Raw genomic sequence first — 13,576 nt, 5'->3', positions numbered from 1 at the left:
GTTTGTAAGCGAGCGTGGGGAAAGCGGGGCGGGGATACAGTCAGAGACAGACCTTCCAATCAACACAAAACACCGTGGGAGCGAGCCTGCTCGCGAAGGCGCCGGGTCAGCCAATTAAATCACTGACTGATCCACCGCTTTCGCGAGCAGGCTCGCTCCCACAGGTTTTTAGATCAATGCAGCTTCAGACGCGGCTCGGTGCCGCGACCAATCTTGCTGCCTAGCATCAGCATCGCCGTACGAAACGGCCCGTACAGCGCCATCTGGTGCATGCGATATAACGACACGTAAAACATCCGCGCCAGCCAGCCTTCGAGCATCACGCTACCGGTCAGGTTACCCATCAAATTACCCACAGCGGAAAAACGCGACAGCGAGATCAGCGAGCCGTAGTCGGTGTATTTGTAGGCCGGCAGGGGCTTGTTTTCGATACGCAGCTTCAGCGATTTGGCCAGCATCGAGGCCTGTTGGTGCGCCGCCTGCGCGCGCGGTGGCACGTTGCGATCGGAATCCGGTTGTGGGCACGCGGCGCAGTCACCGAAGGCGAAGATGTTCTCGTCGCGGGTGGTTTGCAGGGTCGGCAATACCTGCAGCTGATTGATGCGGTTGGTTTCCAGGCCGTCAATGTCCTTGAGGAAACCCGGCGCGCGAATCCCGGCAGCCCAGACTTTCAGGCTGGCCTTGATCTCCTGGCCCTCGGCGGTGATCAGGCTGTCGGCGGTGACCTCGCTGACCGACGCGTTGGTCATCACGTTGACCCCGAGTTTTTCCAGCGTTTTGTGTACCGGGCCACCGATGCGCTCGGGCAGGGCCGGGAGCACTCGTGGGCCGGCTTCGATCAAGGTGATGTGCATGTTTTCCGGTTTGATCCGGTCCAGGCCGTATGCCGCCAGCTCATGGGCGGCGTTGTGCAGCTCAGCCGCGAGTTCGACGCCCGTTGCGCCAGCACCGACGATCGCCACGCTGATCTGCTCGATCGCATCAGTCTGCCCGGCATGGGCGCGCAAATAGTGGTTGAGCAGTTGCTGGTGGAAACGCTCGGCCTGCTTGCGGGTGTCGAGGAAGAGGCAGTGCTGCGCCGCGCCTTGGGTGCCGAAGTCGTTGGTGGTGCTGCCGACGGCAATCACCAGCGAGTCGTAAGGCACTTCCCGGGCAGGCACCAGTTCGACGCCGTTTTCGTCGTAGGTCGCGGCCAGCTGGATTTTTTTCTGCGCGCGGTCGAGTCCGCTCATACGGCCCAGTTGGAATTCGAAGTGGTTCCATTTTGCCTGCGCGACGTAGTTGAGTTCGTCTTCGGAAGAATTGAGTGACCCGGCGGCCACTTCGTGCAACAGGGGTTTCCAGATGTGCGTCAGGTTCGCGTCGACCAGCATCACACTGGCCGTGCCGCGCTTGCCCAAAGTCTTACCCAGACGGGTAGCCAACTCCAGACCGCCGGCGCCGCCGCCGACAATAACAATACGATGAGACATGGGGATAACTCGCAAGGCTAAAGGAAATCGGAGCAGTTACCTTCGCGAGCGCAATGCAGCTCATAGCGTCAGGTAGCTGATAAATCGGCTCAACAGGCCAAGACCAATGGTCACCGCCAGTACCAGCACCAGGAGCATCCACGGCCGGAAAGGCCGGCGCTCGACACGGTGTTGGGACAGTTGCAGGTACTCTTCGACATGCTTCTGGTCGTCGGGGTTCAGGCGGCTGGTCATAAAGGCCTCGTCAGGTAGACGTTGCTGAATGTGTAGAAGCTACAGAAGCTTTTACCCGGGATTGAACGGAGCATAGCCGCTGTCCGGCAGCGGTTCGACCTGCACGCTGTCATTGAGACGAATGATCCCGCTTTGTAACACTCGCGCCGTGATCCCGCCATGCCCGCGCACGGCTTGAAAAGTCCCCGGGCCGAGATTGTTTTGCAGGCGTGCGCAGGGCTGGCACCAGCCCGTGGTCTCGAAAATCGCCTGGCCGATGCGAAACCGTCGTCCCTTGAGGCTGAACAGGTTGATCCCGCTGATAACCAGATTGCGGCGCAAATCTTCAGGACTCACCGGCTGATCGTTCGGGCGCCCCATCAGTGAACTGATCACCGGCAAGTGCTCCCATTGAATCAACGTCACCTGCCGCGCATTGCGAACCCCCGGACGCGCATGATCGCCCGTCAGGCCCGCTTCCAGCCGTGCTTCCACCGCATCGAGTTCGACCATCGGCCCGCGCGATTGCGGGCGTACGCCGATCCAGCGCACCACGCCGGTTTGCGGGACATCGGCAATCAGTTGTTGAAGCGGACTCAAAGGCTGATTCCTACGTCGAATACGATGCTGCGGCCCAGGTTGCCACGCAAAAAGTCCGGCGCATCCGGATGGGCGAACAGCACGCGGGCGAAGGTCGGGCCGACCAGCGACAACGAACGCCAGCCTTGGCGCAGGTATTCGGTGGGGGGAGGGAAATGACTGTTCAGATCGAGTACTTCTCGTTTGAGACTGGCGAAGGCGATGATATCAAGCTCCCCCAGATCCATGCCGCGCTCTTTGTAGTTGTGCGCCTTTTTGCGCAAGGTCGGTGCCAGTCGCAGCAGGAATTCGTTGGCCGGAATGCGTTTCGGCTTGGCTTCACGGCGAACCAGTTGGCTGAGGGAAAACGCACTGCGCCGACGCTGCAACTCGTCCCGCCATTCATCGTTGAGCCGACGACCTTCGTCGAGGACGAAGAACACTTCGAAATTGGCATCGCGAAACAGCACGTCCGGTGGCTCGCCGGCAGGGGCGAACTCATCGACGCGGTAAGGAATGTTCAGGCCTTGCAGCAGACGCTGGCAGACCCAACGCTCACGCTCCCATTTGCGGGCATTGGACAGAAAAGCGTTGGCCTGCTCGGCCGCGATGGTCAGCAGGCGTAAATAATCTGAGTCATCCATAGCCCAAGCTTAGCGTTCAAATACGACAAGCAGAAAGCTTTGCGTGGCTTCAGAATCGGGCGAATGTATTCATGCCCTTGTAGGCGCTGCCGAAGGCTGCGATCTTTTGACCTTGAAAATCAAAATCAAAAGATCGCAGCCTTCGGCGGCGCCTGCATGGGGCGGATGGATTTGAGGATGATGTCGTCATGATTGGTGCTGAACTGCTCTCGACCGCGAGCCTTACGTTGGGCTGGCTGATCTACCTGCCCGTGTTGCTCTGGGCGATCTGCCGTGCGCCGTGGGTCGAGCTGTTCAGTGACAGCCGTCGCCAGCATTTGTTGTTCGGCACGGTGTTCGCGCTTTTTCTGCTGTGGCTGGTGCGCAGGGATTTCGACACGGGCGTGTCTTATCATTTCATTGGCATGACCGCCGTGACGCTTCTGCTGGACTGGCCGATGGCGATCGTCGGTGGGCTGTTCGCGCAAATGGCGCTGGTGTTGATGGGGCGCCAGGATATGGCGGCAGTCGGCGTCAACGGTGCCTTGCTGATTCTGTTGCCGGTGCTGGTCACCGAATGCTGCGCAATTCTCGTCGAGCGCGCCCAGCCGCGTAATCCCTTCGTTTATATCTTCTGCTCAGGTTTCTTCGCCGCTGCCTTGTCGGCATTGTTGTGTCTTGTGCTGAGCCTGACGCTGCTGTGGTACGACGGTTTGTTCGCAATGCCTGAATGGCTCGAGGACTTTGTCGGCTACCTGTGGCTGCTGATTTTCCCCGAAGCCTTCATCAACGGCATGGTGATCAGCGCGCTGGTGGTGTTCAGCCCCGAATGGCTGGAGACGTTCAATCGCACGCGTTACCTTTCGGCGCCGTGGAAGGACGAAGATCCGAAGGTTTGATTCACATCACATCTGCCCGATGCTGCGTCTTTCATGCTGAGCCGAATCCCTTCAGGAGCGGTGGCATGAGTGTGTACGAGTGGGCGAGGCAGGAAACACGGCAGAATCTGGAAATGGCGCAGGAGGTGGGGTTCGACCCCGGTCTGAGTTTGCGCGCCCTGCTCAGTGCGGTGGTGGAGCAAAGCAAGGCGGTGCGCAACGCCGAAGACCTGGCCGACGAGTTGCGTTTTCTGGCGGAAAACCTCGACGACGATCAGGACTACGGCTTCATGCGTCCCTGAGCGAATCAGTGACGCGGGTCGAAATCACCAGAGAACAGTTCATCCTCGGCCTCCGGGGCGACGGGAATCTTGTGCTCTTCCGACGCCCAGGCGCCGAGGTCGATCAGCTTGCAGCGGTCGGAGCAGAACGGACGGAATTTGTTTTCGGGAGTGAATTCCACGGGGGCGCCACAGGTTGGGCATTCTACGGTTGGGGTCTGGCTCATGATTGGCCTCCGGATAAAGTCAGGTAAAAATGGTGCAAGCGTTCGACCTCGCTGTGCAGCCAGGCGAGGTCGCGATCATTGACCACCACATCGTCGGCACGGCTCACACGATCTTCGCGGCTCGATTGGGCCTTGAGAATCGCCTGAATCTGCTGCTCGCTAGTCTGGTCACGCTGCAGGGTGCGTTCGATCTGCAGTTGTTGCGGGGCGTCGATCACCAGAATGCGTTGGGTCATTGCGTATTGCCCGGATTCGATCAACAGCGGCGAAACCAGAATCGCATAGGGCGATTTTGCCAGCGCCAGATGATGAGCGATTTCCTCGGCGATCAACGGATGCAGCAGTGCTTCGAGCCACAGGCGTTGCTGCGGATCTTCAAAGATCAGTTTGCGCAGGGCCGCGCGATCAAGCGCGCCATCGGGCAACAGCACGCCGGGGCCGAAGTGTTCGGCGATCCGGGCCAGTGCCGGACGGCCCGGTTCTACCACCCAGCGCGCCGCGTGATCGGCATCCACGACATGCACGCCCAGATCGATGAAATGCTGGGCGGCGGCACTTTTACCGCTGCCGATGCCACCGGTCAGGCCGAGAATCCAGGGTTTTTCCACAGGGGTATTCATTCCAAACCGACAAACTGCCAATAGAAGCCGGTTATTTGACCACCCCAGAGCAAGGCAATCCAGCCGGCAATCGCCAGATAGGGACCAAACGGGATCGGCGTCGACGTTTTTTCATTGCGCAACCTGAGCAAAATCACCCCGACTACCGCCCCGACCAGCGACGATAGCAGAATGGTCAGCGGTAGAATCTGCCAGCCGCCCCAAGCGCCAAGCAATGCCAGCAACTTGAAATCTCCATGACCGATGCCGTCCTTGCCGGTGATCAGCTTGAACAGCCAGAACACCGACCACAACGCCAGATAACCGGCCACCGCGCCCCACAGCGCATCGTGCAACGGCACGAACAAGCCGAAGCTATTGACGATCAAACCCAGCCATAGCAATGGCAACACCAGCACATCGGGCAGAAGTTGGTGATCGCAATCGATCAGACTCATCGCCAACAATCCCCAGGTCAGGACGATCAGCAGGCCGGCGGGCCACCCGAACCCCAGATGCCAGGCGATGAATGCCGAAAGCAGCCCACACGCCAATTCAGTCAGCGGGTAACGCTTGCTGATCGGCGCCGCGCAGGCCGAGCAGCGACCGCGCAGCCAAAGGTAACTGAGCAGGGGAATATTTTCCCAGGCACGAATCTGATGCGCGCAGTGCGGGCATTGCGAATGGGGCAGCATCAGGTTGTACGTCGGCTGCGGTGTTTCGATCGGCAGGCCAAGTACGTCGTGCGCCTGCTCTCGCCATTCGCGTTCGAGCATTTTCGGCAGGCGCCAGATCAGTACGTTGAGAAAACTGCCAACCACCAGGCCAAGCAGCGATGCGCACAGCACAAAGGCCGGTGGATAAAGGATGAGCATTTCGTCGATGGGCATGTCAGATCGCTGAGCCGAGCTGGAAGATCGGCAGGTACATGGCCACTACCAGACCGCCGACGATAACACCGAGCACCACCATAATGAACGGCTCCATCAGGCTGGTGAGGTTGTCGACCAGGTTATCCACTTCTTCCTCATAGAAGCTCGCGACTTTGGCGAGCATGTCATCAAGCGCGCCGGACTCTTCGCCAATGGCCGTCATCTGAACCGCCATATTGGGGAAAACCCCCGTGCTGCGCATCGAGAAGTTCAGTTGCATGCCAGTCGCGACGTCCTGGCGAACACGCAGCACAGCACGTTTGAACACCACATTGCCTGTGGCGCCAGCGACTGAATCCAGCGCTTCCACCAGCGGCACGCCGGCCGCGAATGTGGTTGAGAGCGTGCGGGCAAAACGCGCGACGGCGGACTTGTACATCAACGTGCCCACCAGCGGCAGTTTCAGCAACCAGGTGTCGCGACGGTCACGCATGGACTGGGAGGTCTTCAGCGCGTGGCGCAGGCCGAAACCCGCGGCGATCAATCCGCCGAGAATCGCCAGCCACCATTGCTGCATGAACTCCGACAGGCTGATGACCATTTGCGTGAAGGCCGGCAGCTCGGCGCCGAACCCGGAGAACACCGACTGGAATTGCGGCACGACTTTGACCAGCAAAATCCCGGTTACCACCGCCGCCACCAGCACCACGGCGGTCGGATAGGTCATGGCTTTCTTGATCTTGGCCTTGAGGCTTTCGCTTTTTTCTTTGTAGGTCGCGACCCTTTCCAGCAGCGTGTCGAGGGCGCCGGATTGCTCGCCGGCATCGACGAGGTTGCAATACAACTCATCGAAATATTGCGGCTTCTTGCGCAGGGCGGCGGCGAAACTGTTGCCGGCGGCGACTTCCTGTTTGACCTCGTCGATCAGTTTGGTCATGGCCGGGTTATCGAAGCCTTCGCCAATAATGTCAAACGATTGCAGCAGCGGAACGCCCGCTCTCATCATCGTCGCCATTTGGCGGGTGAACAGGGCGATGTCCCGAGGTTTGATGCGCTTGCCGAAACTCACCAGGGAGGTGGATTTTTTGCGCACCTTGCCCGGATTGATGCCCTGCTTGCGCAACTGCGCCTTGATCAGCGCCGGGTTCTGGCCGCTGAGTTCGCCGGTGACCTTGCTGCCTTTCTTGTCCGTGCCTTCCCAGGCATAGATGCTGATTTTCGCTGCCTTGGCCGCCATGTTCAGTCCTTGGTCACCCGGTTGATTTCCTCAAGGCTGGTGATGCCTTGCATGGCCTTGTGCAAACCGGAGGTGCGCAGATCGTCGAAGCCGTCCCGACGCATTTGCAGGTCGATTTCCAGTGAATTGCCTTCAGCCATGATCAGCCGTTGCAGGTCAGATGTGTTCTTCACCACTTCATATATCCCTACGCGTCCCTTGTAACCGCCGTTGCAGTGATCGCAACCGACCGGCTCATAGATCGTGAAGTCGCCGATGCGTTCCTCGGGGAATCCCTCCTTGAGTAATGTCTCACGGGGAATCTCGATGGGTTTCTTGCAGTGATGACACAGCTTGCGCGCCAGGCGTTGGGCGATGATCAGGCTGACCGAGGTGGCAATGTTGAAACCGGGAATGCCCATGTTGTGCAGGCGCGTGAGGGTTTCAGCGGCGCTGTTGGTGTGCAGCGTGGAAAGCACAAGGTGCCCGGTCTGCGCTGCCTTGATCGCGATCTCGGCGGTTTCGATGTCACGGATCTCGCCGACCATGATCACGTCCGGATCCTGACGCAGAAACGAGCGCAGCGCCTGAGCGAAATCCATCCCCTGCTTGGGATTGACGTTGACCTGATTGACCCCCTCCATGTTGATTTCGACCGGATCCTCGGCGGTGGAAATATTGATGTCGACGGTGTTGAGAATGTTCAGACCGGTGTACAGCGACACGGTTTTGCCGGAGCCGGTGGGGCCGGTGACGAGGATCATGCCTTGCGGCTGCTTGAGGGCTTCCAGATACAGGTCTTTCTGGGCCGGCTCGTAACCGAGCGCATCGATACCCATCTGTGCGCTGGTGGGGTCCTGGATTCGGATTACCACTTTTTCGCCCCACAGGGTCGGCAGCGTATTGACCCGGAAATCGATGGATTTGTTTTTCGACAGACGCATCTTGATGCGTCCGTCCTGTGGGCGGCGCCGTTCGGAAATATCGAGGCTGGCCATGACTTTGAGCCGGGCGGCGATCCGGCCCGCCAACTGAATAGGCGGCTTGGCCACTTCGCGCAATATGCCGTCGGTGCGCACTCGCACGCGGTAGTTCTTTTCATAGGGCTCGAAATGCAGGTCGGACGAGCCGCTTTTGATTGCATCCAGCAACATCTTGTGGACGAAGCGCACGACCGGCGCATCGTCGGCATCGGAAGTGCTGATAGCGTCTTGCTTCTTGTCCTCAAGGGAGTCGATGTCGAGACCTTCGAGGTCGACATCGGCCATGTCTTCGAGGCCGTTGGCGTGAGTGTCGAAGAACTTTTCGATAGCGTCGCTGAGCTTGTCGTCCTCGACCAGAATGGCTTCAGCGCTAAGCCCGGTACTGAACTGGATGTCATTGATCGCTTGGTGATTGCTCGGGTCGGAAATCCCCACGAACAGTTTGTTGCCACGCCGCCACAGGGGCAGGGCGTGGTGCTGGCGCACCAGTTTTTCGCTGATCAGGCCTTTGGGCTGGGTTTCCTTGTCCAGGCAATTGAGGTCGAGGAAGGCCATGCCGAAATGCTCGCAAGCGATTTCAGCAACCTGCCAGCTTTTTACCAGTTTGTTCTGCACCAGATAGGTGACTAGCGACAGGCGATTGCGCTGGGCTTGTTGCGAAGCCTGTTGAGCGCTTTTTTCCGTGAGCAGTTCGGCCTGCACCAATTGCTTGGCCAGACCGCTCAGAGCGATGTCATTCATGGGAATTCCGGACGCAGACAGTTCATGACTTATAGCCTAGTCAAAGGACAGCGCCAAACATGCCCGGTGCAGGTGACAAAAAGTGTCAGATAGTGCGGTTGCGGGTTGTAGGAAACCGCGTCGCGTCTTGATGGCGTTCAACATGCAGTGCTTGAGGCCGGTTGGCATGGCCTATGCTGAGCCCTGAACAGATCATGAGATTCCGACTCATGCATGGAGCGTGTTTATGAAAAGACAACAAGGTTTCACTCTGATCGAGCTGCTGATCGTCGTGGCGATCATTGGTATTTTGGCCACTATTGCCCTGCCGCAGTATTCCAAGTATCAGGCCCGATCCAAAGTCACGGCGGGTCTGGCGGAAATCAGTGCGTTGAAGGTGCCATTTGAGGACACCATCAACCAAGGCACGAACCCGACGCTCGCGGGCATCAAGGGAGACGACGTGACAACCACTTCCAACTGCACGCTGTCTGCGTCGGGAACGGCCGCCGACGGGGCGGGCACAATTGTGTGCACGCTGATCAATGCTCCTGCTCCGGTACTCAGCAAAACCATTACTCTGACCCGCACCGCTGCGGGCGGTTGGGCTTGTGGAACCACCGTAGCGCCCGATTACTCCCCAAAAGGTTGCACCGCCAGCGGTACATGATGGGTAGTAGGCGAACAGATGCCCCGCTTTTTGCGGGGCATTTCTTTTGCGCAGCGTTTCTCAAAAGTATTAATAATTTCAGCAGGTTATGAACTTTGCGAAAAACCGCAGTTTGCATGTCCTTATTGCCCGACTCATGCAATTTGCATGATTCCGAAGATTTGCTGATTTTTTAAATCATTGATTTATAAGGGAATAATGTCGTTCTCAAAGTTGGCACAGCGTTCGCAATATCTCCGGTAACCCTGCTGACAAGCAACGCAGCAGACTTTCCAGAAAAACAGGAGTTACTCGTATGAAGAAGTTCGCTATCACTGCCGCTGCTGCTACCGCGCTGACCCTGACCATGTCTGGCGCATTCGCTCAGACCACTCAGGCTACCCAGGCTCCAATGGTGCTGGCCGCCGGTGAAATGACCGAAGCTAAAGAAGTCACTTCCGATACCTGGATCACTACCAAAGTCAAAGCTGACCTGGTGACCGAAAAAGGCATTCCAGGTACCGACATCAAAGTTGAAACCAACAAAGGCGTCGTGTCGCTGTCGTCCACCACTGCAGTGACCGATTCGCAGAAAGAGATGGCAGTGTCCATCGCCAAGAAAATCAAAGGCGTCAAAGCGGTTTCCGCTGACGGCCTGAAAGCCGAGTAAGGCTAAAGCTTCTCGCCTGAACCGGGAGAAGGCGCGACAGACGGGCCGAGCTATACGTCTGCCGCAACTTTAGAGTTCATGCGACCGGCCATACGGATGTGGCCATTACAGGCCCCGGCACTTGTGTCGGGGCCTGTTCTATTTAGGACCATTCAGTTGCCGCGCTTGCTGTTGATCTGCCGCAGCCGGTTACCTTCGAAACGCAGGTACTGGTACATGCCGTTGCTCGGCCCGTACGTCCATTCCTCGACCTGGAATTCCTCCCGGCGATTGGCGCTGCGTTTGTAGCCCAGCGTATCGCGGTTGACTGGCTCGCCACATTTTTGCAGCACTTCGCTGGAGCGATCTCCGAGGCTGATCAACTGGCTGCCGCAACGCAAGGTATCCGACGCCGAGGCCTGGCTGGCCAGCAGCGTCAGCGCAATCGCGAACAGCCCTTTGTGGTTCATCACTCGGCATCCAGGTGCATTTGCGTGACGACGCGACCATCGCTTTCGGCCTCGCCCAGATTGGCATCAATGAAGTACACGCGATCGTCTTCGAGCTTGCCTTTGTCGACAAGGTAATCCTTGATGCTGCTCGCGCGTTCCTGCCCAAGCTGACGCAACAGCACATCGCTGGCGGCCCAGAATTTGATCACGCCTTCGCGCATTTTCGCTGTCCGCTCTTCCTTGCCCAGATCTTTCCATTCGGCCGGCGGCTGGGTTTTCAGACGCGTACGGTAGATGCCTTCGAGCAGAGGGCCTTTCTCGCCTTCGGGTACCTGCAACAGCGAAGCCTGAGCCGGCACCTTGTCGCCACGGCGCTGGAGCATCTTGTAATAGTTGTACTGGTATTCGCGTTCAAGACGTTGCTCGGCGATCAACGGGCCGTCGCTGCTTTGCGCGGCGGTGCCTTCGATCTCCAGGCGCAGGGCCGGGCGTTCCTTGAGTGCCTGGGACAGCTTGACCAGCGCCGCTTCGGCGTCCTTGTTCAAGTCGCTTGAACCCGGTGCAAAAGAAACGGTGCCCAGATCCTCGGATCCGCCGCCGCTGACCAGTCCGCCGATCAATTTGAACGGTGCAGCGGCGGCTTTGACGATCAGGTTGCGCAGGGTCTGCCAGACAATCGGCATCACGCTGAACTGAGGATTGTTCAAATCGCCGGTGACCGGCAGCTCGATGGAAATCTTGCCATCGACGTCCTTGAGCAGCGCAATCGCCAGTTTCAGCGGCAGGCTCACGGCGTCCGGGCTGTCGACTTTCTCGCCCAGTTGCAGTTGCTCGACCACCACTTTGTTCTCGGCCTTGAGCTGACCCTTGGTGATCAAATAATGCAGATCGAGATTGAGCCGACCCTTGCGGATGCGGTAGCCGGCGAACTTGCCGGAGTAGGGCGTCAGGGTGGTCAGCTCGACCCGTTTGAAACTGGTGGCGATATCGAGGCTGGCCATCGGGTCGAACGGATTGACCGCGCCCTTGATGGTGACCGGCGCATAACGATCAACCTTGCCTTTGATGTCGACTGTGGCGGGCTTCGCCTGACGGCTGTCGATCGTTCCGATCTGGCCGCTGAGCTGCTGGATGGCGGTGGCGAAGTTGGGCGTCAGGCTGAAGTCGGCAAAGTTGGCCGAACCATCGTTGATCGCGATGCCGCCGATGTGAATGCCCAGCGGTTTTTCCTTGCCGGCGTTTTTCGCCGCCGGTTTCGCTGCGGAATCCGCCGGCTGCGGGATCAGCAAGTCATCCACGTTGGTGGTGCGGTCATCGTTGATCATGAAGCGCGCATAGGGCTGGAACAGGTTGACCTTGTCGATCGACAGGCTGTCGCCGTGCTGGTAGTTCAAACCCTCCACGACCAGTTGCTGCCATTTGAGGAAATCGCGCGTTTTCAGAGTGTCGAGGGTGTGCAGTTGATCGACCTGAGCGCGGCCGGTGATGCTCAATGCCAGCGGGTCGGTACTCTTAAGATCGACGACGAGGTCACTGCCAAGCATGCCGCTGCGCAGCTCCAGGCGAATGAACGGGTTGATATAGGACTGGGCGACTCGCAGGTCGATGTCCTGGGTTTTTACATTGAGCCTGGCGGTGACCGGCGCCAGGTTGACCACGCCGTCGGCGCTGATCTTGCCTTGCTTGCCAATGCCGGTATCGAGTTTGACGTTGAAAGGTGAGCCGTTGAGGCTGTCGAAATTCTGCATGTCGACATTCAGCGGGCCCACATCAAGCGCCACTTCCGGCTTCGCCGAGCGGTCAGCCAGATGCACTTGATAGTTGCGCAGTTGCACGTCTTTGAGCAGCACTTGCCATGGCTTGCTCGGCGCCGTTTCGGTTTTGGGCGAGTCGGCGGCAGCGGGGGTTTGGGCGGGTTCGGCGGCGGCTTTGGCAGCCGGTTTCGACGGCTGGCTGGCGAACAGTTTTTGCCAGTCCAGTTGCCCGTCGGTTTCCAGCGCGGCCCAGGTTTCCAGTTTCTGGCTGCGGATCTTGCCGACGACCACTTGTTGTTTGGCCAGATCCAGCGAGGTTTCGCTGATGTCGAGGCGTTCGAGTTTCGCCAGCGGACGGCCGTCTGGAGCCTTGATCGCGAACGGCGCAATGTTGACGGCGACGTTATTGAGCAGCAGTTCGGTTTCTTTGGACAGGTTGAGCTTGTAGTCGGTGCTGAGGCTGACCACTCCGTTTTCCAGCACCAACGGCACTGCATCGCGCACATAGGGCCAGAAGGATTTCATCTGGCCATCGGTGACTTTCAAGGTGCCTTCAGACGTGAACGGGATCAGGCTGAAGTTGCCGGTCCAGTCGATTTGCCCGCCTTCCGGGCCCGCTGCGACCAGAGTCATGTCGGCGTTGTCTTCGGGCAGGGTACTGAGGTTTTTCAGTTCGAAATCGAGTTGGTCGTACAGGAACTCGATGGGCTCGCTCGGCCGCGCATCCTGAAAATGCACATTGCCGTCGGCCAGTTTGATCCGCTCGATGCGCAACGGAAACGGCTTGGCGTTCGGGTCAGCAGGTGTGGGTTCGCTCGCCGGGATATTGAACAGGCCCAGCAGGTTGAGCTTGCCGTCCTTGGCGAAGAGGATTTCGGTCTTCGGCTTATCCAGCTCGATGTCCGAAAGGTGCAGCGCTTTCGTCCACAGGCTGTCGATTTGCAGGTTGGCGTAGAGCCGTTCGAAGCCGACCTGTTCCTTGCCGGGCTCGCCGATCACCAACCCCCACAGCGTGACTTCAAGGCTGAACGGGTTGAGTTCGATCCGCTGAATGTGCGCGGGCACCGTGGCGTAATTAGCCAGTTGCTGATTGGCTATCCGTAGCGCAATGCCCGGCAGAATCAGAAATCCCAGCAGGCTGTAAAGAGCCAGAGCGGTCAACAGGGCGCCAATCGCGCGAATCAATCCTTTGGGCATGTGCGGCTTCATCTGTCTGAATCGGAGTGTCTTGGAGTATGGCACGCGATTCCGGTTCCGAAGAAACACGCATGGACAGGATTTGTCTGATTCTTTTGTAAGCGCTGCCGCAGGTTGCGATCTGTTGATCTGATCGTTCCCATGCTCCGCGTGGGAATGCAGCCCGGGACGCTTCGCGTTCCTTGCCGACGCCAAAAGATCGCAGCCTTCGG

Annotated in this window: 15 protein-coding genes; 4 read left to right on the top strand and 11 right to left on the bottom strand. The window is 58.6% G+C overall.

Annotation, left to right across the window (positions count from 1 at the left end; all coding sequences use genetic code 11):
• Nucleotides 1-173 precede the first annotated feature (173 nt).
• From GIW69_RS21605 to GIW69_RS21590, 4 genes are read right to left on the bottom strand one after another with little or no spacing between them, the layout of a single operon-like run.
• Nucleotides 174-1,472 (bottom strand): NAD(P)/FAD-dependent oxidoreductase, encoded by a 1,299-nt coding sequence (locus tag GIW69_RS21605; protein ID WP_236484809.1) that lies wholly within the window; start codon nt 1,470-1,472, stop codon nt 174-176.
• Between the two features lie 60 nt (nt 1,473-1,532).
• Nucleotides 1,533-1,706: a DUF3094 domain-containing protein gene (locus tag GIW69_RS21600; RefSeq protein WP_128605912.1), complete on the bottom strand. Its 174-nt coding sequence runs from the start codon at nt 1,704-1,706 to the stop codon at nt 1,533-1,535.
• Between the two features lie 51 nt (nt 1,707-1,757).
• Entirely contained in the window at nt 1,758-2,285 is a 528-nt protein-coding gene (locus GIW69_RS21595; RefSeq protein ID WP_236484808.1) for an MOSC domain-containing protein, read from the bottom strand.
• Complete coding sequence (locus GIW69_RS21590; RefSeq protein ID WP_236484807.1) at nt 2,282-2,908, bottom strand: DUF1780 domain-containing protein; 627 nt, start codon at nt 2,906-2,908, stop codon at nt 2,282-2,284. Before GIW69_RS21590 ends, GIW69_RS21595 begins: the two co-directional genes overlap by 4 nt.
• 188 nt (nt 2,909-3,096) lie before the next feature.
• On the opposite strand from GIW69_RS21590, the gene GIW69_RS21585 reads away from it, so the two are divergent.
• Nucleotides 3,097-3,786: an energy-coupling factor ABC transporter permease gene (locus GIW69_RS21585; RefSeq protein ID WP_236484806.1), complete on the top strand. Its 690-nt coding sequence runs from the start codon at nt 3,097-3,099 to the stop codon at nt 3,784-3,786.
• Between the two features lie 65 nt (nt 3,787-3,851).
• Complete coding sequence (locus tag GIW69_RS21580) at nt 3,852-4,067, top strand: hypothetical protein (protein WP_236484805.1); 216 nt, start codon at nt 3,852-3,854, stop codon at nt 4,065-4,067.
• Nucleotides 4,068-4,072: 5 nt separating this feature from the next.
• On the opposite strand, the gene yacG is transcribed toward GIW69_RS21580, so the two are convergent.
• From yacG to pilB, 5 genes are read right to left on the bottom strand one after another with little or no spacing between them, the layout of a single operon-like run.
• Nucleotides 4,073-4,273, bottom strand: a complete 201-nt coding sequence (gene yacG / locus GIW69_RS21575) for a DNA gyrase inhibitor YacG (protein WP_236484804.1) — start codon at nt 4,271-4,273, stop codon at nt 4,073-4,075.
• Nucleotides 4,270-4,893, bottom strand: a complete 624-nt coding sequence (gene coaE, locus GIW69_RS21570; protein WP_236484803.1) for a dephospho-CoA kinase — start codon at nt 4,891-4,893, stop codon at nt 4,270-4,272. The genes yacG and coaE overlap by 4 nt, the downstream gene beginning before the upstream one ends.
• Complete coding sequence (locus tag GIW69_RS21565) at nt 4,890-5,762, bottom strand: prepilin peptidase (RefSeq protein ID WP_236484802.1); 873 nt, start codon at nt 5,760-5,762, stop codon at nt 4,890-4,892. The genes coaE and GIW69_RS21565 overlap by 4 nt, the downstream gene beginning before the upstream one ends.
• A 1-nt stretch (nt 5,763) precedes the next feature.
• A complete protein-coding gene (locus tag GIW69_RS21560) occupies nt 5,764-6,981 on the bottom strand; it encodes a type II secretion system F family protein (protein WP_236484801.1) in 1,218 nt (405 codons plus the stop codon).
• A 2-nt stretch (nt 6,982-6,983) separates the two neighbouring features.
• Nucleotides 6,984-8,684 carry a type IV-A pilus assembly ATPase PilB gene (gene pilB, locus GIW69_RS21555; protein WP_236484800.1) on the bottom strand — a complete coding sequence of 567 codons (1,701 nt, stop codon included), beginning with the start codon at nt 8,682-8,684 and terminating at the stop codon, nt 6,984-6,986.
• A gap of 226 nt (nt 8,685-8,910) precedes the next feature.
• Between pilB and GIW69_RS21550 the strand changes: the two genes are divergently transcribed.
• Nucleotides 8,911-9,333 (top strand): pilin, encoded by a 423-nt coding sequence (locus GIW69_RS21550; RefSeq protein ID WP_236484799.1) that lies wholly within the window; start codon nt 8,911-8,913, stop codon nt 9,331-9,333.
• A 295-nt stretch (nt 9,334-9,628) separates the two neighbouring features.
• Nucleotides 9,629-9,982 carry a BON domain-containing protein gene (locus GIW69_RS21545; protein WP_236484798.1) on the top strand — a complete coding sequence of 118 codons (354 nt, stop codon included), beginning with the start codon at nt 9,629-9,631 and terminating at the stop codon, nt 9,980-9,982.
• A gap of 152 nt (nt 9,983-10,134) precedes the next feature.
• Here GIW69_RS21545 and GIW69_RS21540 read toward each other — a convergent pair whose 3' ends face one another.
• Both GIW69_RS21540 and GIW69_RS21535 read right to left on the bottom strand, forming a co-directional pair.
• A complete protein-coding gene (locus tag GIW69_RS21540) occupies nt 10,135-10,431 on the bottom strand; it encodes a DUF2845 domain-containing protein (RefSeq protein WP_236484797.1) in 297 nt (98 codons plus the stop codon).
• Nucleotides 10,431-13,376, bottom strand: coding sequence for a DUF748 domain-containing protein (locus GIW69_RS21535; RefSeq protein ID WP_236484796.1), 2,946 nt, complete (start codon nt 13,374-13,376; stop codon nt 10,431-10,433). The genes GIW69_RS21540 and GIW69_RS21535 overlap by 1 nt, the downstream gene beginning before the upstream one ends.
• Between the last annotated feature and the right edge of the window lie 200 nt (nt 13,377-13,576).

It is taken from the genome of Pseudomonas syringae (assembly GCF_021605415.1).
GTDB classification, from domain to species: Bacteria; Pseudomonadota; Gammaproteobacteria; order Pseudomonadales; family Pseudomonadaceae; genus Aquipseudomonas; species Aquipseudomonas syringae_S.
This window is presented reverse-complemented; position numbering and strand designations above follow the sequence as displayed.